Below are 18,030 nucleotides of genomic sequence, written 5' to 3' on the forward strand. Positions count from 1 at the left end.
TTCCACTGCGGATAGCCACTCTTTCTCTGAAAGTGCGCGCGAAGGGGGTGGGGTGAGGGGAGGGAGGGAGGTCTGGCGGTTTCGGGGATGTGCGCGTCGGTGGGGGCGGTTAGCGTGTCCTTCCACGCGGTCGGTCACCCGGCCGCGCCCTGGGGGTGGGGAGGACAGATGAGGCTGCCGCGTTCCGGCGCCGGCTGGACGATCGCGGTCTTCGGCGTGCTGGCGCTCCTGCTCGGCGCGCTCGGGTTGGTCTGGCCCGAGGCGCAGTTGCGGATGCTCGGCTTCGAGGTGCCCGCGCGGCGGGCGGCCGGCGACTACACCGGCACGTTCCTCACCGCCTCCTCGATGGCCTCGTTCAACATGGGCGTCTACTACCTGCTGGCGGTCGCCACCGAGTGGCGGGCCTTCTACCGGTTCACGGTCGTCTTCCGGCTGGTCACCTTCACCGTCTTCACCCTGATCGTGCTGGCCGACGTCGCGCCGGACCGCTTCCTCGGCGTCGCTGCATGGGAGGGGCTGGGGGCGGTCGCCACCGCCGTCGGCCTGCGCTGGGACGCCCGCCGGGCGGCCGCGCCGACATCCGTCGATGGCCCGGACGGCGTCGGGCCGGGTGCCGGTGAGAGCGCCGGTCCCGCACCGGCCGCCGGTACGGTCCGCTGAGCGCTCCGGCGGGACGGGTATTTTCAGAGCTGTGACCGAGACCCCGCCCGGCGCCCTCCGGCTGCCCATCGTGCCCGGTCTGACCGATCTGCGGGTGTTCGCCCGGGGTGGCTACGCGACCGTCTACCGGGCCACCCAGATCTCGGTGGGGCGCGAGGTCGCCGTCAAGGTGGAGAACCGCACGCTGGACAGCGAGCGGGACCAGGCCCGGTTCCTCCGGGAGGCGCGCGCCGCCGGGAAGATGTCGTCCCATCCGCACGTGGTGGACCTCTTCGACGTCGGGGTCACCGTCGACCAGCACCCTTACCTGATCATGGAGCTCTGCGACGGCTCGTACGCCGAGCGGATGCGGACCTCGCCGCTCGGCCCGGCGGAGACCCGCGACCTCGGCATCAAGATCGCCGACGCGCTGGCCCACTCCCACGCGGCCGGGGTGCTGCACCGCGACGTCAAGCCGGCCAACATCCTGCACTCGCACTTCAACCCGGCGGTGCTGGCCGACTTCGGGCTGGCGGTGCTGGCCGAGGTGCGCGACGCCTCGGTCACCCTGGAGGTGCTCACCCCGGCGTACGCCCCGCCGGAGATGTTCAGCCACAGCCCGCCCTCGCCGGCCGTCGACGTGTACGCGCTCTGCGCCACCCTCTACGCGGTGATGCACGGCCGCCCGCCGCGCTGGCAGTCGGAGCGGAACCCGAGCCTGGTCACCGTGCTGGAGATGTTCAACCAGCCCATCCCCGAGCTGCCCGGGGTGCCGACCGAACTGGTCGACGTGCTGCGCGCCGGGATGTCCAACGACCCGGGCGCGCGTCCCTCCGCGCTGGAGCTGCGGGACCTGCTCACCGCCCTGCCGCTCGGCGCGGTCCCGTCCCCGGTCAGCGGGGCGCCGGTGAGCGGAGCGCCGATCTCCGGGGGCCCCTCCGGGCCGTACACGGTGGACCGGTCCGGCCCGCCGCGGCCGGTGCCCGAGGACGCCCACCCGACCGTGCCGCACGGGCGACGCCGGCGGCGGCGGTGGTTCCTCGGCGGCGCCGCGGTCCTCGCCCTGGCCGCCTCGGCGAGCGCCGGTGCCTGGGTCGCCGGCAACGCCGCGTCCGTGGCCGCCCCCACGCCGACGCCGACCGCCACCGAATCCGCCTCGCCGGCCGCGTGGGGCTCGCTGCCGGGCTGCGTCGCCGGCTCGTCCACCCTGACGCTGCCCCCCGGGGCGCACTGCGCGTCGGGGCTGGAGTGCTTCGGCCCGGTGCGGTTGCGCGGCGACCGGGCCGTGGCACCGCAGGTGTCCTGCGACGGCCGGCACACCTGGGAAACCTATGTGGAGGGTGAGCTGCCTCCCACGCTGGTCGGCGCGGGGCACGCCGCGATCAGCGCGGACCCGGCCGTCCGCCGGGTCTGCAACGCGCGGACCTTCCGGCTCACCAGCGGGCTGGCCTATCCCACCGGCTGGAACCTGGAGGTCCTGCCGCCGAGCGGCACGGACACCGGCCGGACGTACCGCTGCCTGGCCGGCAAGGGCGTGGACGCGCTCGCCTCACCCACCCTCATCGGTCCCTGAGCTCGTCCAGCTCCTCCAGTTTCGCGCGGACGGCCGCGCTGTCCAGGGCGTCGAGGGTGTCCGCGTCGAGCACCGGGGGGCCGGCGTCCGGCGGCCCCGGCGGGGTGACGCCCGTCGTCGAGGGCTGCTCGCGCAGGGCGGCCACGGCGGTGCCGGCGACCGTGGCCAGCAGCACGCAGAGCAGCGCCAGCCCCACCGTCAGGATGTTGGCGGGGTGCCGCACGAGCAGGGTCACCAGCACCGCGACGGCGGCGAGCGACGCGACCGCCGCCACCGCGCGCGGGTCCGGCCTGAGGATTCGTCCCACCCGACAAGCATCTCCGGGTGGGGCGCGCTGTCAATCCGCGCACCGGTGGGTCGCGGCGGCGGATCCGCCGGCCACCCGGTGCGATGGTCCGATCACTTCGTCCGAGGAAGGAACGCCGATGCGCCGGACGTCCCGGATCGTCGTCGCACTGCTCCGGGCCGGAACCGGACTGGTTCGAGGAGGTCGGCTCCTGAGTGGCGGAAGGATGCCAAACAGCGTCGACAATGAAAATTTCGTTACATCGTTTGGACAATCGGTCCCTTTGGTGGTGTTTCGCCGGGGCGCGATCGTTGTCTGCCGCCCCTAGGGTGACGGAGGTCGAGGGTCACCTCGGCAGTCCCTGTCCTCCACCGGAAGGCAGCACATGCCACGTACTTCCCGGTCCCTGGCCGCGGCAGGAATCGCCGGCCTCTTCCTCGCCGGATCGGCGATCGCGCCCGCAACCGCGTCGCCCGCAATCACCGGCTGGGGTCGACCCACCACATCGGACCGCACCAGTCCCGCCGAGGCCCGGCGGGTCGACCGCGTGCCCACGCCCAAGCTCGACTGGTACGCCTGCTACGGCTACGCCGAGTGCGCGACCACCCGGTTGCCGCTGGACTACGACCAGCCCAAGGGGGCCACCACCGAGATCGCGCTGCTCCGGGTCAAGGCCCGCGACCAGCAGAGCCGGATCGGCAGCCTCTTCCTCAACCCGGGCGGCCCCGGCGGCTCCGGCACCGACATCGCGCTCGCCGCGCCGTACTTCCTCTCCGACGAACTGCTGGACCGCTTCGACATCGTCGGCGTCGACCCGCGCGGCATCGCCGCCAGTGACAACGTCAAGTGCTTCCCGTCGGTCAAGGACCAGACCAGGGCGTACGCCGGGCTGAACGTGGCGTTCCCGTGGACGAAGGCGGAGGAGAAGGCGTACATCGCCTCGTCGAAGGCGGTCGGTCGGGCCTGCTCCACCACCGGCAAGCCGCTGACCGGGGCGATGTCCACCGCCGAGGTCGCCCGGGACATGGAGGTGCTGCGCCGGGCGGTCGGCGACAGGAAGCTCAGTTACCTCGGCTTCAGCTACGGCACCGCGCTCGGCCAGTACTACGCCAACATGTTCCCGGACCGGTTCCGGGCGCTGGCCGTCGACGGGATGCTCGACCCGAACGCCTGGGTCGGCCAGGGCAAGGCCCGCAGCGAGCTCCAGGAGACCCGGCTGCGCAGCGCCGACGGCGCGTACCAGGCGCTGCGCGAGATCCTGCTCCGCTGCGACAAGGCCGGCGAGGAGAAGTGCTCCCTGGCGGCCGGCGACCCGGTCGCCTCGTACGAGCTGGTGGCGCATCGGCTGCGCAAGAAGCCGGTGGTGATCGAGGACCCGGACGGGGGGTCGTTCACCGTCAGCTACGCCGACTTCGTCGGCGCCAGCCTCAGCTCCCTCTACAGCCCGTACGGCTACGCCGACATCGCCTCGATCACCGCCGACCTGCTGGTGCTCACCGATCCGGGATCGGCCACCGCGGCCCGCCTGGCGCAGGCCCGCACGGCCGTCGCCAAGCGCGCCGAGCAGGCCCGGCAGCAGCGCCGGTACGACTTCCCGTACAACAACGGGCTGGAGACGTTCCTCGGTGTCGACTGCACCGACGCGTACCACCCGAAGGACGCGGGTGCCTGGCCGGCGCTGACGGCCAAGGAGGACAAGCGGGCCCCGTACTTCGGGCGGGCCTGGGGCTGGAGCGCCGCGCCGTGCGCCCGGGACACCTGGACGGTGCGCGACGAGGACGCCTACACCGGTCCGTTCAACCGGAAGACCAGCGCCCCGGTGCTGGTGGTCGGCAACTACTGGGACCCGGCCACCAACTACGACGCGGCGGTCAGCTCGGCGAAGCTGCTGCCGAACAGCCGGCTGCTCAGCAGCGACAGCTGGGGGCACACCGCCTATGGGACGTCCGCCTGCGTGACCGGCGCCGTCGACGCCTACCTGCTCGAGGGCACGTTGCCGAAGAAGGGCACCCTCTGCACCGGTGACGTGCAGCCCTTCGTCGAGGTGCCGGCCGCGCCGGAGACGTCGCGGGCCGCCGCGCCGAAGAGCGCGCTGGCCGCCGAGGGCGAGCCGGCCCGGGGCGAGCCGAAGCGGCTGCCGCCGGTCGTCGCGCCGCGGCCCGCCGTGGGCACGCTGACGGTGCGCTGACGGTGCGCTGAAGGACGCCGGGGTACGGCGGGCGCTCGGGCCGCCTGTCGTACCCCGGTCACTTTCCACGCCGTTCCGATGACCACCGAAGTGGACGGAAACCGCTACTGTCGGTGTCCCGCAGGCCGTGTCCGTCAGCGAGGTAGCCCGATGAACGACAGCTCCTCCCCGAGGTTCCGCTCGGTCGCGACCACGCTGGCCGTGGCGCTGACCCTGACGCTGGCCGCCGCGGCCGGTTGCAACAACCGGCAGGATCCGCCGCTCCCTTCGGTGCTGGACAAGTTGCGCGAGTCGCACATCGACGGCCAGCCGAAGATCAGGATCGGGGTGGCGGCCACCGAGCCACTGATGGGCGAGCTGCGCAACGGCAGCTACGTCGGCTTCGACGTCGAGATCGCCCGGTACATCGCCGCCTCGCTGGGCTACGAGGGCGACCAGCGGATCGACTTCGTCTCGCTGGCCACCGAGGACCGCATTCCGGCCCTGCAGGGAGATGTGGTCGACCTGGTGGTCTCCAGCTTCTCGATCACCGAGGAGCGCAAGAAGCAGGTCGGCTTCGCCGGGCCGTACTTCGTCACCACCCAGGAGGTGATGGTCCCGAACCGGTTGAAGGACAAGATCCGCACCATCGAGGACCTCCGCGACCCGGCGTACAAGATCTGCACCAGTGGCGGCTCCACCACCGAGGCCGAGCTGGAGAAACACCAGGTCAAGGCGCTGGTCGTGAAGCGGGTCGGCGACTGCGTCAACGGCATCCGCGAGGGGCGGTACGACGCGGTCAGCTCCGACGAGACCATCCTCGCCGGCTTCCTCTCCCAGTACCCGACCGAGTTCGAGATCGTCGACATGCCGTTCGGCACCAGCGAGACGCTCGGCATCGGGGTGCCGATCGGTGATCCGGCCCTGCGCGACCTGGTCGCCTTCTTCCTCGACAAGAGCTACCAGCAGGGGCGCAGCGGGATCAGCAGTCCCTGGCTGACCGCGTACAACCGGACGCTGGGCCCTGGATGAAGGCGCCGAAGTCGCAGCCGCAGCCGCTGGACGTACCCAAGCTGGTCGACTTCGACGACAAGGCGCCCCGGCGGTGAGCGCCCCGGCGGTGCCCGCCCAGCGTGACGTGGGCCCCGCCGGGCCGGCGCGGGAGGGCAGCGACCCGGCCGAGCGGCGGGCCCGGGCCAGCCAGTCGTTCTGGACGGCCGTGGTCGGCGTGCCGGCGATCTTCTCCGTGCTCCGGCTCGGCGTCGAGGCCGGCGGCGAACTCCAGACCACCCTGCTCCTGGTGGCGAACGTCGGCCCGGTGAACCTGCTGGCCGGCTTCCTCACCACGGCCGCCCGCCTGCTCTCCACGGGCCTGGTCGCGGTCTTCGCGCTCGGCGCGGTGCTCCGGGTGAGCGTGGAGCGGATGCCCGCCAGCTTCCGCCGGCCGCTCTTCGCCCGCTGGGTGGACATCACCCCGGCCTGGTTCGTGGTCGCCAGCTTCCTGCTCGCCCTGGTCACCTGGCAGTTGCTCTACCTGCCGCTGCTGATCCCGGCGTTCGTCGCCGCCTTCCAGCTCACCCCGGCCCGGCTGCACGAGCAGGTCGCACCCCGGCTGCTGCTGCTCGCCGCCCTGTTCGTCGGGTACGCCTGGCTGCTCGCGCCGACCCTGCGGGACGCCTGGCGGCAGGGGGAACTGCTGGCCCTGCTGCTGCTCGTCGCGCCGCCGCTGCTCGCGCTCGGCGTCACCGGTCCGCTGCCGGCGGCGGTGATCCGGCCACTGGCGTCGCTGACCGAGGCGGCCGTGCTCGCCATGCTGGTCTGGGCCGCGCTGCCGGTGATCAGCACGCCGGTGCTGCCGCTGACCGTCACCACCGTGGAGTCGACACCCGGCGGCACCGAGGACGTCCGCGGGCACGTGGTGACCGTGGACGACGTGAACGTGGTGCTGCTTCAGGAGCGCGGCGGCGTCCGCTACGTGCCGGTGGACCAGGTGCGCGCCCAGGTGCTCTGCCCCAGCGAGGAGGAACTGCCCCGGCACCGGCTGCGCATCCGCGACTTCCACGTCGAGGACTCGCTGCTGGAGGGGACCGGCCGGCGGGTGCGCCCGGTGCACCGTATCGACGCCGCCTGCCGCGCCGTGCGCTGAGCCGGCCCGGGCGAGGTGAAGAAGTAGCCGCTGCCGTCGTGGTCGGGCAGGATGTCGTGCCCGACCTTCGCCCGCCCCGCGCCGTCGCTGAAGGTCAGCTTCGTCCGGTACGACAACCGGGTGCTGGACCCGTTGCCGGTGATCCCGTAGGGGCGCACCTCGCCGGTGCCCACGGCGATGACGAAGCCGTTCTGGTTGTAGATGACCCCGTGCGCGCCGGGAAAGCCGTAGAACTTGACGGCCCGGGTGCCCGGCTTGCCGCCGTTGGTCGACGGCACGAACAGGTGCAGGCCGCCACCGCTGGCCGAGCCGGTTGGCCCCTTGGAGGTGGCCACCACGATCGCCCCCTTGCCCTCGATCCGCTCGATCGAGTGCGGGTTGCCGTCCACGGCGGCCTGCCAGACAATCCCCCCGGTACGCGAGGAGCTGATCGCGCTCTCGTCGATCATCGCGGCCCGGCCCAGGTAGTCGCCCACCCCGGAGGACGTCACCAGCATGACGTTGCCCCACTTCGCGGTGCCCCGCCGCTTGACGTCGGAGAGGTTCTTCCACGTACCGGTGGTGCTCGGCGCCTTCCACAGCACCGTGCCGCTGCTCCAGGCGGCCGGGTTGAACCTGAGGATCCGACCGCTGGCCTGCTCGGTCGCCATCACATAGTGGGTCGCGGCCTCGGCTGGCGCGGCACCGAGCAGCCCGGCGGCCGGAGCGGCCACCGCCGCGCCCGCGAGCCCCCTGAGTACGGCTCTTCTGTCCATGACACCCTCCCCTGTGGTCTGTCACCACTGATCGTGACAGTGGGGAGTCGTCGGATCACGGTGTCGGTCCGGTCACCCTTTCCGGTACGGTCTCGCCACGATGACTGATCCACTCTCCGCCGAGCAGGCCGTCATGGCGCTGCTGACGGCGATGCGGACCTGCCGCCGGGACCTGGAGCGGTTCGTCGTCGACGGCATCTGGCTCGGGTACGACTGGCCCGGCGAAGTCCTGTGCTACGGCCGCCTGGACGTCGGCTGGGGCGACGAACCGGCCCGGTTCGAGGTGTGCCAGGAGTTGCGAATGGTCTTCGAGGCGGCGGAGGTGCGCACCAACGAGCTGTACCTCAGGGTGCGCCTGGAGCCGTCCGCCGAGGCGTGCCGGGTGGAGTCGATGATCGAGGCGCACCTGGACGTGCCGATGGGCCGGCGTGGCGAGGGCTCACACGTACTGCACCGGCACGTCTCCACCGGCCTGACCCTGCCGCAGGCCCTGGACGTCCTTCCGGACCACCTGGGTCGGCTCTACCGCTACGACGGCTGGACCACCGACCTCGGCCTCCGCCGCGCCTGACCGCCCGGGCCGGGGGGATCGTGGTCAGCGGGCCCGGCCCGGGAGTCGGGCGGGCTCAGTAGGACTTGTCCTGGCCGAGGACGTGCTGGGCGACGAAGTTGAGGATCATCTCCCGGCTGACCGGGGCGATCCGGCCGGCGCGTACCGCGCCGAGCAGGGTGGCCACGCCGTACTCGGTGGTCATGCCGGCCCCGCCGAGGGCCTGCACGGCGGTGTCCACGGCAAGCGCGGCGGCCTCGCCGGCGGCGTACTTGGCCATGTTGCCGGAGATGCCGGCCTCCAGGTCGCGGCCGGCGTCGTACAGGGTGGCCGCCTTGTGGATCATCAGTCGGGCCAGTTCCACCTGCACCGCCGCGTGCGCGAGGGGGTGCGCCACGCCCTGGTGCGAGCCGATGCTCCGCCCGCCCCAGACCTTGCGGGTGGCGGTGTACTCGCTGGCCCGCTCGATCGCGTACCGGCCGGTGCCGGCGCCCATCGCGGCGACGGTGATCCGCTCCGGGTTGAGCCCGGCGAACAGCGCCGGCAGCCCGGCGTCCAGGGACTCGCCGACCAACGCGTCGGCGGGCAGCCGCACGTCGTCGAGGTAGAGCAGGAACTGGTTCTCCGGGGAGAGGATCTCCATGTCCAGTTTGGAGCGGGTCAGCCCCGGCGCGTCGGTCGGCACGATGAACAGCGCCGGCTTGAGCTTTTGAGGAGACGCATCCCCTGAGCCGCCTTGGCCGTCTCCGACGGCGACACGGGCCACGACGAGGACGTACTGCGCCTCGTCGACCCCGGAGATGTAGCACTTGCGGCCGGAGAGCAGCCAGTCGTCGCCGTCGCGGCGGGCCACCGTGCCGAGCCGGTGGAAGTTCGAGCCGGCCTCCGGCTCGGTGATCGCGAAGACGATCTTCTGGGTGCCGTCGGCCAGGCCGGGCAGGTGGCGCTTGCGCTGCTCGTCGGTGCCGTGCTTGTTGATCACCGTGGCGGCGATGGCCGGGGAGACCACCAGTAGCAGCAGCGGGCAGCCGGCCGCCGCCAGCTCCTCGCAGACGAGGGCCAGTTCGGTGATGCCGCCGCCCCCGCCGCCGTACTCGGTGGGGATGTTGACGCCGAGGTAGCCGAGCCGGCCGGCCTCGCTCCACAGCTCGGTGGTGTGTTCCCCCGACTTCGCCTTCGCTACGAAATAGGAGTGACCGTACCTGCGGCCCAGCGCGCGGACGGCGTCGCGGAGCTGGTCCTGCTCGGGGGTGAGGTCGAAGTTCATCGCGGGTCCTCCTCGGAGTTGACCACGGCCAGCACGGCGCCGGTGTCGACCTGGCCGCCGGCCGGCACCGGCAGTTCGGCGACCACGCCGTCGGTCGGGGCGAGCACGGGGTGTTCGAGCTTCATCGCTTCCAGGGTCAGCAGCAGGTCGCCGGCGGCGACCCGCTGACCGATCGCCACGTGCACCCGGCTCACCGCGCCGGGCAGCGGCGCCAGCAGCGACCCGGCCGCCAGCTCCGTGGTGGGCAGCGGGAACCGGGGCAGCTCGGTCAGGCTCGTCGCCCCGTCCGGGCCGTCCACGAAGACCGCCGACCCCACCCGGTGTACGCGGAACGCCCGGCGCACGCCGTCCACGTCGAGCACGACCCGGTCCGGCCTCGCCTGCACCAGCGCCACCGTCGGCGGCTGCCCGGACCGGTCGGCATCCGCTCCGGCCGGGTCGGTCCCCGCCCCTGCCCCGGGCCCCGCCGACGGCCCGTCGGCCGAGGTCAGGCCCGGGTCGGTGTGCCACTGCGCCAGCGCGCCGGTGCGGTCCAGCCGGTAGCGCACCTCGATCTCGCCGCCGTCCGGCCCGGCGTAGTGGGTGACCTGCGGGAACGCCGGCACGTTCCGCCAGCCGGAGGGGAGCCCGGCGAGCACCCCCGCCTCGGCGCGGCGGGCGGCGGCCGAGGCGAGCGCGGCGGCCAGCGCCGCCAGCGGCGACCGGTCGGCGGGGAGCAGCGGGGCGAAGACCTCGGGGTGCCGGTCCAGGAAGCCGGTGTCCGCCTCGGCCGCCGCGAACTCGGCGCTGCGCAGTACCCGGACCAGCAGGTCCCGGTTGGTGGCGACGCCGTGGAACTCGGCCCGGGCCAGCGCACCCGCCAGCGCCCGGACCGCCTCCGCCCGGGTCGGCGCCCAGGCGACCAGCTTGGCCAGCATCGAGTCGTAGTGCACGCCCACCGTCGAGCCGTCCGTCACGCCCGAGTCCAGTCGCAGCCCCTTCGTCGGGGCGAACGCCCCGGCCACCCCCGGGACGGCGAACCGGTGCAGGGTGCCGGTCGCGGGACGGAAGCCCTGGGCCGGGTCCTCCGCGCAGAGGCGTACCTCGATCGCGTGGCCGTCGGTCGGCGGGGTCGCCGCCACCGGCAGCGGCTCGCCCTCGGCGACCAGCAGTTGCAGCCGGACCAGGTCCAGGCCGGTGACCGCCTCGGTGACCGGGTGTTCCACCTGGAGCCGGGTGTTCATCTCCAGGAAGAAGAACTCGCCGGTCGGGGCGAGCAGGAACTCCACCGTGCCCGCGCCGACGTAGTCGACGGCCCGGCCGGCGGCGACCGCCGCCTCGTGCAGCCGTTGCCGCACCCGCGGCCCGACGACGGCCGGGGCCTCTTCGACGATCTTCTGGTGCCGGCGCTGGATCGAGCAGTCCCGCTCGCCGAGGGCGACCACGGTGCCGTGGGTGTCGCCGAAGATCTGCACCTCGACGTGCCGGCCGCGCTCCACGTACCGCTCGACGAAGACCGTGCCGTCGCCGAACGCGGCGGTCGCCTCGCGGCGCGCGGAGGCGACGGCCTCGGCGAGGTCGGCGGCGTCGCGGACCACGCGCATGCCCCGTCCGCCGCCGCCGGCGGACGCCTTGACCAGCACCGGGAAGTCGGTGATCTGGTCGGGGTCGGTCCAGGTCGGCAGCATCGGCACGCCCGCCTCGGCGAGCAGCGCCTTCGCCTCCATCTTGTCGCCCATCGCGGCCATCGCCTTGGCCGGCGGGCCGACCCAGGTCAGCCCCGCGTCGGTCACCGCCGCGGCGAACTCGGCGTTCTCGGCGAGGAAACCGTAGCCCGGGTGGACGGCGTCCGCGCCGGTCCTCCGGGCCGCGTCCAGGATCTTCTCGATCCGCAGGTACGTCTCGGCCGGCGTGTTCCCCGGCAGCCGGACCGCGTGGTCGGCCTCGGCCACGAACGGCGCGTCGGCGTCAGCGTCCGAGTGCACGGCGACCGTCTCGACGCCGAGCGCCCGGCAGGTGGCGAAGACCCGGCGGGCGATCTCGCCCCGGTTGGCCACCAAGAGTCGGTTGATCAAAGGTCCGCCCCTCACATCCGGAAGACGCCGAAACCGTCGGCGCCCTTCACCGGTCCGTTGTGGATCGCCGACAGGCAGAGCCCGAGGACGGTTCGGGTGTCCCGGGGGTCGATCACCCCGTCGTCGTAGAGCCGGCCGGAGAGGAAGAGCGCGCCGGACTGGGACTCGATCTGCTGCTCGACCATCATCCGCATCGCCGCGTCGGACTCCTCGTCGTAGTCGCGCCCCCGGGCGGCGGCGGCCTGCCGGGCGACGATGGAGAGCACCCCGGCGAGCTGCGCCGGCCCCATCACCGCCGACTTGGCGTTCGGCCAGGTGAACAGGAACCGCGGCTCGTACGCCCGGCCGCACATGCCGTAGTTGCCGGCGCCGTAGGAGGCGCCCAGGTTGACCGTCAGGTGCGGCACGGTCGAGTTCGAGACCGCGTTGATCATCAACGCGCCGTGCTTGATGATGCCGCGCTGCTCGTACTCGGTGCCGACCATGTAGCCGGTGGTGTTCTGCAGGAAGACCAGCGGGGTGTCGGCGGCGTTGGCGAGCTGGATGAACTGGGCCGCCTTCTGCGCCTCCGCGCTGAACAGCACGCCCCGGGCGTTGGCCAGCACCCCGACCGGGTACCCGTGCAGCTCGCCCCAGCCGGTGACCAGCGCCGTGCCGTAGGCCGGTTTGAACTCGTCGAACTCGCTGCCGTCGAGGACCCGGGCCAGCACCTCGCGGGGGTCGAAGGGCACCTTGAGGTCGGCGCTGGCGATGCCGAGCAACTCCTCCGGGTCGTACTTGGGAGGCTGGGGGACGGGGTTGCGCGGCGACGGGCCCTGCTTGCGCCAGTTGAGCCGGCGCACGCACTGCCGGGCCAGCCGGATGCCGTCCCGCTCGTCGGAGGCCAGGAAGTCGGCCAGCCCGGACGTCGAGGCGTGCATCGCCGCCCCGCCCAGCGACTCGTCATCGGTGACCTCGCCGGTGGCCATCTTCACCAGCGGCGGGCCGGCCAGGTACACCTGCGAACGGTCCCGGATCATGATGACGTGGTCGGACATCCCGGGCACGTACGCGCCGCCGGCGGTGGCGTTGCCGAAGACCACGCTGACCGTGGGGATCTTCGCCGCGGAGAGCCGGGTCAGGTCGCGGAACACCCGGCCGCCCGGGATGAAGATCTCCGCCTGGGTGGGCAGGTCCGCCCCCGCCGACTCGACCAGGTTGACCATCGGCAGCCGGTTGGCCAGCGCGATCTCGCCGGCCCGCCGGGTCTTCGCCAGCGACCACGGGTTCACCGCGCCGCCGCGTACCGTCGGGTCGTTGGCGACGACCAGGCACTCCACGCCCTCGACCACGCCGATGCCGGTCACCACGCTCGCCCCGACCGGGAAGTCGGTGCCGTACGCCGCGACCGGGGACAGCTCCAGGAACGGGCTGTCCGGGTCGAGCAGCAGCTCGATCCGCTCCCGGGGGAGCAGCTTGCCGCGCGCGTGGTGCCGGGTCACGTACTTCTCACCGCCGCCGGCCCGGGCCCGGTCCAGCGTGGCGTCCAGCTCGGCGAGGCGTTCCAGCAGCGCCTCCCGGTTGGCCCGGTAGGTCGGCGAGGCGGGGTCGAGCGTGCTGTCCAGTGTGCTCACAGGCCCATGCCCTTCGCGATGATCTCGTTCATGATCTCGGTGGTGCCGCCGCCGATGCCGAGGATCCGGGCGTCCCGGTAGTGCCGCTCCACCTCGGCGTCGCGCAGGTAGCCGAAGCCGCCGTGCAGCTGCAGCGCCTGGTCGACCACCTGGTCGCAGGCGGCCACCGCGACGTTCTTCGCCATCGCCACCTCGGTCACCACCGGCTCGCCGGCCGCGACCCGGGCGGCCACCTCGTGCACGTACGCCCGGGCCGCCTCGGCGCGGGTGTGCATCTCGGCGAGCCGGTGCCGGACCAACTGCCGGCTGGCCAGCGGGCGGCCGAAGGTGGCCCGGTCCCGGCACCAGCGGGTGGCCAGCTCCACGCAGCGCTGCGCGGTCGCGTACGCCTGGGTGGCCAGCGAGAGCCGCTCGGCGGCGAAGTGCTGCATGATCGCCAGGAAGCCGGTGTTCTCCTCGCCGATCCGGTTGGTCACCGGCACCCGGACGTCGACGAAGGACAGCTCGGCGGTGTCCGAGCAGTGCCAGCCCAGCTTCTCCAGCCGGCGCCCGACGGTGAAGCCGGGCGTGCCCTTGTCGATGACCAGCAGGCTGAGCTCGCCGCTGCCCGGGAAGTCGGTGCAGACCGCGGTGGTCACGAAGTCGGCCCGGACCCCGCTGGTGATGTAGGTCTTCGAGCCGTTCACCACGTAGTGGTCGCCGTCCCGGCGGGCGGTGGTGCGGATCGCGGCGACGTCCGAACCGCCGTCCGGCTCGGTGATCGCCAGCGCGCCGATCATCGTCCCGGCCAGGGTGGGTCGGACGTACCGGTCGACCAGGTCGTCGTCGCCACGGACCTGGCCGCCCCCGAGCCGGCCGCGGAGCAGGCCACCGCTCTGGCCGCCGGCGGCGGCGACCATGTGCGGCAGCGCGATGCCGTGCGTGAAGAGCGCCGCGATCAGGCCCGACGAGCCGCCGGAGCGAATGATCTCCTCGGTGACGACGATCGAGTCGAGCAGGTCGCCGCCGCTGCCGCCGACCGACTCGGGGAACCCGATGCCGAGCAGGCCGATCTTCGCGGCGGTTGCGTGCAGCTCGCGCGGCACCTCGCCGGCCCGCTCCCAGTCGGCCAGGTGCGGCAGCACCTCCCGGGTGACGAAGGCTCGGGTCAGCTCGCGCAGCTGCCGCCGTTCCGGAGTGTCCACGATGCTCATGCGCCGGCCTCCCCGACTCGTTGCGGTGGACCCGCCGGCAGGTCCGCGGGCAGATCGACGACCCGGCAGCGCAGCAGCTCCCCGAGCGCCTTGGCCTGCGGGTCGAACCGTGTGGAGGCGGCCACGCCCTGCCCGAGCAGCCCCCGCACCACGAAGTTGACCGCCCGCAGGTGGGGCAGCTCGTACCGCTCGACGGTCAGCGGGGCGGTCTCCGGCAGCAGTTCGGCCAGCCGCTCGACGGTGAGCCAGCCGCGCAGCCAGGCGTACGTGGCGTCGGTGCGGGCCCAGACGCCCAGGTTGGCGTCGCCGCCCTTGTCGCCGGAGCGCGCCCCGACCAGTTCGCCCAGCGGCGCCCGTCGGGTCGGGCCGGTGCCCTCGGACCGGGCCGCCGCACCGCCGGTGTCCGGTACGACCACCGTGGTGTGCGCGGCGGCGGCCTCGGTCCGGGTCGGCGGCGGGATCGGCACCCGCTCCCCGCCGGGCAGCACCGCGACGTGCTCGACGGCGTCCTGCGGCACGGTGTCGGCAGTGAAGACGCCGTACGGGGTGGCGTCGCCGGGCAGCGTGGTCAGCGTGCAGCCGGGGTAGGAGGCCAGGGCCAGCTCCACCGCGGCCGCCGAGAAGGCCCGCCCGGCCCGCGCCCTGTCACCGTCGCGCAGGTGTACGTGCAGCAGCGCGCTCGCCGACTCGGTGTCGGCCGCGTCCGGGTGGTCGGTGCGGGCCAGCGTGAACTCCAGCCCCTCCTTGCCGACCGCCTCCTCGAGCTGCCCTCGTACCAGGGCCGCCTTGGCGGGGACGTCCAGTCCGCAGAGGACGAACGTCATCGAGTTGCGGAACCCGCCGAGGTTGTTGACGCCGACCTTGAGGGTGGCCGGCGGCGGCGTGCCCTGGACCCCGGAGACGCGGACCCGGTCGGGCCCCGCCTGGTGCAGCCGCACCGTGTCCAGCCGGGTCACCACGTCCGGCCCCAGGTACGCCGGACCGCCCACCTCGTAGAGCAGCTGTGCGGTGACGGTTTCGACGGTGACCCCGCCGCCGGTGCCCGGGTGCTTGGTGAGCACGGAGGAACCGTCCGGGTGGATCTCCGCGATCGGGAAACCGGGCCGGTGGCCGCCGTCGGGCAGCTCGGTGAAGAAGCTGAAGTTGCCGCCGGTGACCTGCGCCCCGCACTCGATCAGGTGCCCGGCGACGGTCGCCCCGGCCAGCGCGTCCAGGTCGTCCCGGCCCCAGCCGAACCGGGCGATCGCCGGCCCGACGGCCAGCGAGGCGTCGGTGACCCGGCCGGTGACCACCACGTCCGCCCCGGCGTCGAGGCAGGCCGCGATGCCGAACGCGCCGAGGTAGGCGTTCGCGGTGAGCGCGTCGGGACGGGTGAGGGCGTCGCCCTCGACGTACCCGATCCGGGCGGTGAGACCGAGCCGGTCGGCGAGCGAGCCGATCGCGGCGGCCAGGCCGGCCGGGTTCAGGCCGCCGGCATTGGTCACGATCCGTACGCCCCGGTCCAGCGCGGTGCCGAGGCAGCCCTCGAGCTGGCGGAGGAACGTCTTCGCGTATCCCAGGGCGGGGTCGCGCATCCGGTCGCGGCCGAGGATCAGCATGGTCAGCTCGGCCAGGTAGTCGCCGGTGAGCACGTCCAGCTCGCCGCCGTCGAGCATCTCCCGCCAGGCGGTGGAGCGGTCGCCGTAGAAGCCGGAGGCGTTGCCGACCCGGAGCGGGGCGCTCATGCCGGGGCTCCGGCGCCGCTCGCCGCGCGCGGCTCCCGGCCGGCGCCGGGCGGCCCGGCGAAGGCCTGCGCCACGTCCAGCCACTCGTCGGCGGTGGCGCCGGTGGCGGTCAGGGCGAGGTCGGCGCGGTGCCGGCGCTGGGTGACCAGCAGGCAGAAGTCGAGCGCCGGGCCGGTGACCCGGTCCGCCGCGTCCGCCGGCCCGAAGGCCCAGATTTCGCCGGCCGAGCCGTCCGCGTTCGCGGCTGCGGGGCTCGCGAGCGCACTGCTCGCGCTGGCCGGCGCGGTCAGTTCGACCCGGACCGGGGCCGTCGGCAGCGCCCGGCCGTGGGCGGCGAAGCCGTGCCCGAGGGTACGGAAGCCGAGGTGGGCGACGTGCCGCAGCCGGGCGGTCGGGGCGCGGGTGACGCCCAGCGCGTCGGCCACGTCCTCGCCGTGCGCCCAGGTCTCCATGATCCGGGCGGTGGCCATCGAGGCGGGCGACATCCGGGTGCCGTACCAGGGCAGCTTGTCTCCCGCGGGGACGGCGGTGAGGGCGTCGATGAGCGCGGCCCGGCCGGCACGCCAGCGGGCGAGCAGCTCGGCCGGCGGGGCCAGGAACTGCTCCGCGCCGTCGTCGACGAGCCGGCTGACGTCCGGCGCCGAGGTGACCGAGGCGTAGAAGGCGTCGACGTCGGTGGCGGCGAGCCGGGCCATCTCGTCGGTCCAGGCGAGGTGGGCGATCTGGTGGCCGACCGTCCACCCGGGAGCCTGGGTGGGCCGCGCCCACGCCTGCGGCGGCAGCGGCGCGACGAGGGCGTCGAGCTGCTCGGACTCGGCGGCCAGATCCGCGAGCAGTGCTGTCAGGTCGACCATGGTGCCTCCGGGCGGGGTGTGCCGGTCAGGACGGGCGGGTCACTGCCTGTCGCGCTCGGGCCCCGGCGTGGCGCGCTCCGGTGGGCCGGCGTCGGGCGTGAGCAGGGCGGCGAGCTGGCGTTTCCAGGTGTGCAGCAGGGCGGTACGGCGAGCCGAGTCGTCGTTGAGCAGGTTGGCCACGCCCAGCCCGCGGAGCAGGTCGAGGGTGGCCTGCACGGCCTCCCGTACGCCGGGGCGGCGCTCGTCCACGCCGAGCAGCGCCACGGTCAGCCGGTGCATCTCCCGGCCGACCCGGGCCTCCAGCGGCACCAGGGCGCGGCGCAGCTCGGCGTCGGTGCGGGCGGCGACCCAGAGCTCCAGCGCGGCGACGAAGAGCGGCCCGGTGAAGGCCACGCCGAGCAGGTCGACCACCCGGTCGAGCCGCTGCGGCCCGGCCGGCAGGGCCTCCGCCTCGGTGCGCAGCTCCGCCGCCCGCCGGTCGGCGAGGTGGGCGACGGCGGCGGTCACCAGGGCCGCTCTGGTCGGGTAGTGGTGCAGCTGCGCGCCGCGCGAGACGCCGGCCCGGGCCGCGACCACCGTGGTGGTGGTGCCGGACCAGCCGTACTCCACCAGGCAGTCGACGGTCGCCTCCAGCAGCCGGGCCCGGGTGGCGCGGCTGCGCTCCTGCTGAGGGACGCGCGTCGATGCGGTGGACACGGGGACAGCGTGCCGCCCCCGAAACAAACAGTCAAGCCTGACTTTTTTTGCTTCCACCGGCCCGCGCGCCCGCCCGGGTCCGCCCCGCCCGCCTGGGTCCGCTCCGGCCTCGCCCGGGTTTGTTCTCGGCCCGCGAGAACGACCTCTTCCCGGCCCTTGTGGTGGTGTTGCGGTCCTTTGGAGCTGATGACGCATACGACTCGGCGGGCGATCCGTTTACGTCATCAGCTCGAAAGGACCCGCCAGTGAACCGGGCAATGGGACGAGCCCTAGCAGCAATGCCGCTCAGTTAAGGGTTTGGGGCGCTCGTCAAGGGGCGTGTCGTTGGACGAGGGCGGCGGGGTCTCGGTATAGAGGTTTGTCACTCCAAGACAGCCTCTGGACCAGGAGCCCCGCCGTTGGAACAGTGTGCCATTACCCGGACGATCGCGGTGGCTGCCGGCCGGTTCGCGCCGGGTCATCTGGGTGAGTTGACGCAGCAGGTGCCCTTCGAAATGGTCGATGCCGTCCTGG

Annotated in this window: 14 protein-coding genes; 6 read left to right on the forward strand and 8 right to left on the reverse strand. The window is 73.5% G+C overall.

Annotated elements, in window-relative coordinates; all coding sequences use genetic code 11:
* The first annotated feature begins 168 nt into the window (after window positions 1-168).
* Together KBX37_RS28640 and KBX37_RS28645 are read left to right on the forward strand one after the other, a co-directional pair.
* Complete coding sequence (locus KBX37_RS28640) at window positions 169-660, forward strand: hypothetical protein (protein ID WP_247659192.1); 492 nt, start codon at window positions 169-171, stop codon at window positions 658-660.
* Window positions 661-691: 31 nt separating this feature from the next.
* Window positions 692-2,212, forward strand: coding sequence for a serine/threonine-protein kinase (locus tag KBX37_RS28645; protein ID WP_210779007.1), 1,521 nt, complete (start codon window positions 692-694; stop codon window positions 2,210-2,212).
* Here KBX37_RS28645 and KBX37_RS28650 read toward each other — a convergent pair.
* Window positions 2,199-2,519, reverse strand: coding sequence for a hypothetical protein (locus KBX37_RS28650; RefSeq protein ID WP_210779008.1), 321 nt, complete (start codon window positions 2,517-2,519; stop codon window positions 2,199-2,201). The two genes, KBX37_RS28645 and KBX37_RS28650, sit on opposite strands and share 14 nt — an antisense overlap.
* Window positions 2,520-2,883: 364 nt before the next feature.
* On the opposite strand from KBX37_RS28650, the gene KBX37_RS28655 reads away from it, so the two are divergent.
* From KBX37_RS28655 to KBX37_RS28670, 4 genes are all read left to right on the forward strand, one after another.
* Window positions 2,884-4,686: an alpha/beta hydrolase gene (locus tag KBX37_RS28655; protein ID WP_210779009.1), complete on the forward strand. Its 1,803-nt coding sequence runs from the start codon at window positions 2,884-2,886 to the stop codon at window positions 4,684-4,686.
* A 150-nt stretch (window positions 4,687-4,836) separates the two neighbouring features.
* Window positions 4,837-5,697, forward strand: coding sequence for a transporter substrate-binding domain-containing protein (locus tag KBX37_RS28660; protein WP_247659193.1), 861 nt, complete (start codon window positions 4,837-4,839; stop codon window positions 5,695-5,697).
* 73 nt (window positions 5,698-5,770) lie between these two features.
* On the forward strand, window positions 5,771-6,811 hold the full coding sequence (locus tag KBX37_RS28665; protein ID WP_210779010.1) for a hypothetical protein: 1,041 nt from the start codon (window positions 5,771-5,773) through the stop codon (window positions 6,809-6,811).
* A gap of 855 nt (window positions 6,812-7,666) precedes the next feature.
* Window positions 7,667-8,137 (forward strand): hypothetical protein, encoded by a 471-nt coding sequence (locus KBX37_RS28670; RefSeq protein WP_210779011.1) that lies wholly within the window; start codon window positions 7,667-7,669, stop codon window positions 8,135-8,137.
* 55 nt (window positions 8,138-8,192) lie between these two features.
* Here KBX37_RS28670 and KBX37_RS28675 read toward each other — a convergent pair whose 3' ends face one another.
* From KBX37_RS28675 to KBX37_RS28705, 7 genes are read right to left on the reverse strand one after another with little or no spacing between them, the layout of a single operon-like run.
* Window positions 8,193-9,383: an acyl-CoA dehydrogenase family protein gene (locus KBX37_RS28675; RefSeq protein ID WP_179802203.1), complete on the reverse strand. Its 1,191-nt coding sequence runs from the start codon at window positions 9,381-9,383 to the stop codon at window positions 8,193-8,195.
* The gene (locus KBX37_RS28680; RefSeq protein WP_210779012.1) at window positions 9,380-11,437 is read right to left on the reverse strand and encodes a biotin carboxylase N-terminal domain-containing protein; all 2,058 of its coding nucleotides are present in this window, start codon (window positions 11,435-11,437) and stop codon (window positions 9,380-9,382) included. Before KBX37_RS28680 ends, KBX37_RS28675 begins: the two co-directional genes overlap by 4 nt.
* Window positions 11,438-11,448: 11 nt before the next feature.
* Window positions 11,449-13,050: an acyl-CoA carboxylase subunit beta gene (locus KBX37_RS28685; RefSeq protein ID WP_210779013.1), complete on the reverse strand. Its 1,602-nt coding sequence runs from the start codon at window positions 13,048-13,050 to the stop codon at window positions 11,449-11,451.
* Complete coding sequence (locus tag KBX37_RS28690) at window positions 13,047-14,243, reverse strand: acyl-CoA dehydrogenase family protein (protein ID WP_210779014.1); 1,197 nt, start codon at window positions 14,241-14,243, stop codon at window positions 13,047-13,049. Before KBX37_RS28690 ends, KBX37_RS28685 begins: the two co-directional genes overlap by 4 nt.
* A complete protein-coding gene (locus tag KBX37_RS28695; protein WP_210779015.1) occupies window positions 14,240-15,967 on the reverse strand; it encodes an acyclic terpene utilization AtuA family protein in 1,728 nt (575 codons plus the stop codon). Before KBX37_RS28695 ends, KBX37_RS28690 begins: the two co-directional genes overlap by 4 nt.
* The gene (locus KBX37_RS28700; protein ID WP_210779016.1) at window positions 15,964-16,821 is read right to left on the reverse strand and encodes a maleylpyruvate isomerase family mycothiol-dependent enzyme; all 858 of its coding nucleotides are present in this window, start codon (window positions 16,819-16,821) and stop codon (window positions 15,964-15,966) included. The genes KBX37_RS28695 and KBX37_RS28700 overlap by 4 nt, the downstream gene beginning before the upstream one ends.
* Before the next feature lie 39 nt (window positions 16,822-16,860).
* A complete protein-coding gene (locus tag KBX37_RS28705; protein ID WP_154941337.1) occupies window positions 16,861-17,517 on the reverse strand; it encodes a TetR/AcrR family transcriptional regulator in 657 nt (218 codons plus the stop codon).
* Between the last annotated feature and the right edge of the window lie 513 nt (window positions 17,518-18,030).

The organism is Micromonospora sp. U56, from assembly GCF_018070095.1.
In the GTDB taxonomy this organism is placed as follows: Bacteria; Actinomycetota; Actinomycetes; order Mycobacteriales; family Micromonosporaceae; genus Micromonospora; species Micromonospora purpureochromogenes.

Coding starts and splice junctions, on each gene's coding strand:
- KBX37_RS28670 (WP_210779011.1), top strand. CDS start 7,667: ATGACTGATCCACTCTCCGCCGAGCAGGCCGTCATGGCGCTGCTGACG.
- KBX37_RS28690 (WP_210779014.1), bottom strand. CDS start 14,243: ATGAGCATCGTGGACACTCCGGAACGGCGGCAGCTGCGCGAGCTGACC.
- KBX37_RS28675 (WP_179802203.1), bottom strand. CDS start 9,383: ATGAACTTCGACCTCACCCCCGAGCAGGACCAGCTCCGCGACGCCGTC.
- KBX37_RS28660 (WP_247659193.1), top strand. CDS start 4,837: ATGAACGACAGCTCCTCCCCGAGGTTCCGCTCGGTCGCGACCACGCTG.
- KBX37_RS28655 (WP_210779009.1), top strand. CDS start 2,884: ATGCCACGTACTTCCCGGTCCCTGGCCGCGGCAGGAATCGCCGGCCTC.
- KBX37_RS28640 (WP_247659192.1), top strand. CDS start 169: ATGAGGCTGCCGCGTTCCGGCGCCGGCTGGACGATCGCGGTCTTCGGC.
- KBX37_RS28700 (WP_210779016.1), bottom strand. CDS start 16,821: ATGGTCGACCTGACAGCACTGCTCGCGGATCTGGCCGCCGAGTCCGAG.
- KBX37_RS28695 (WP_210779015.1), bottom strand. CDS start 15,967: ATGAGCGCCCCGCTCCGGGTCGGCAACGCCTCCGGCTTCTACGGCGAC.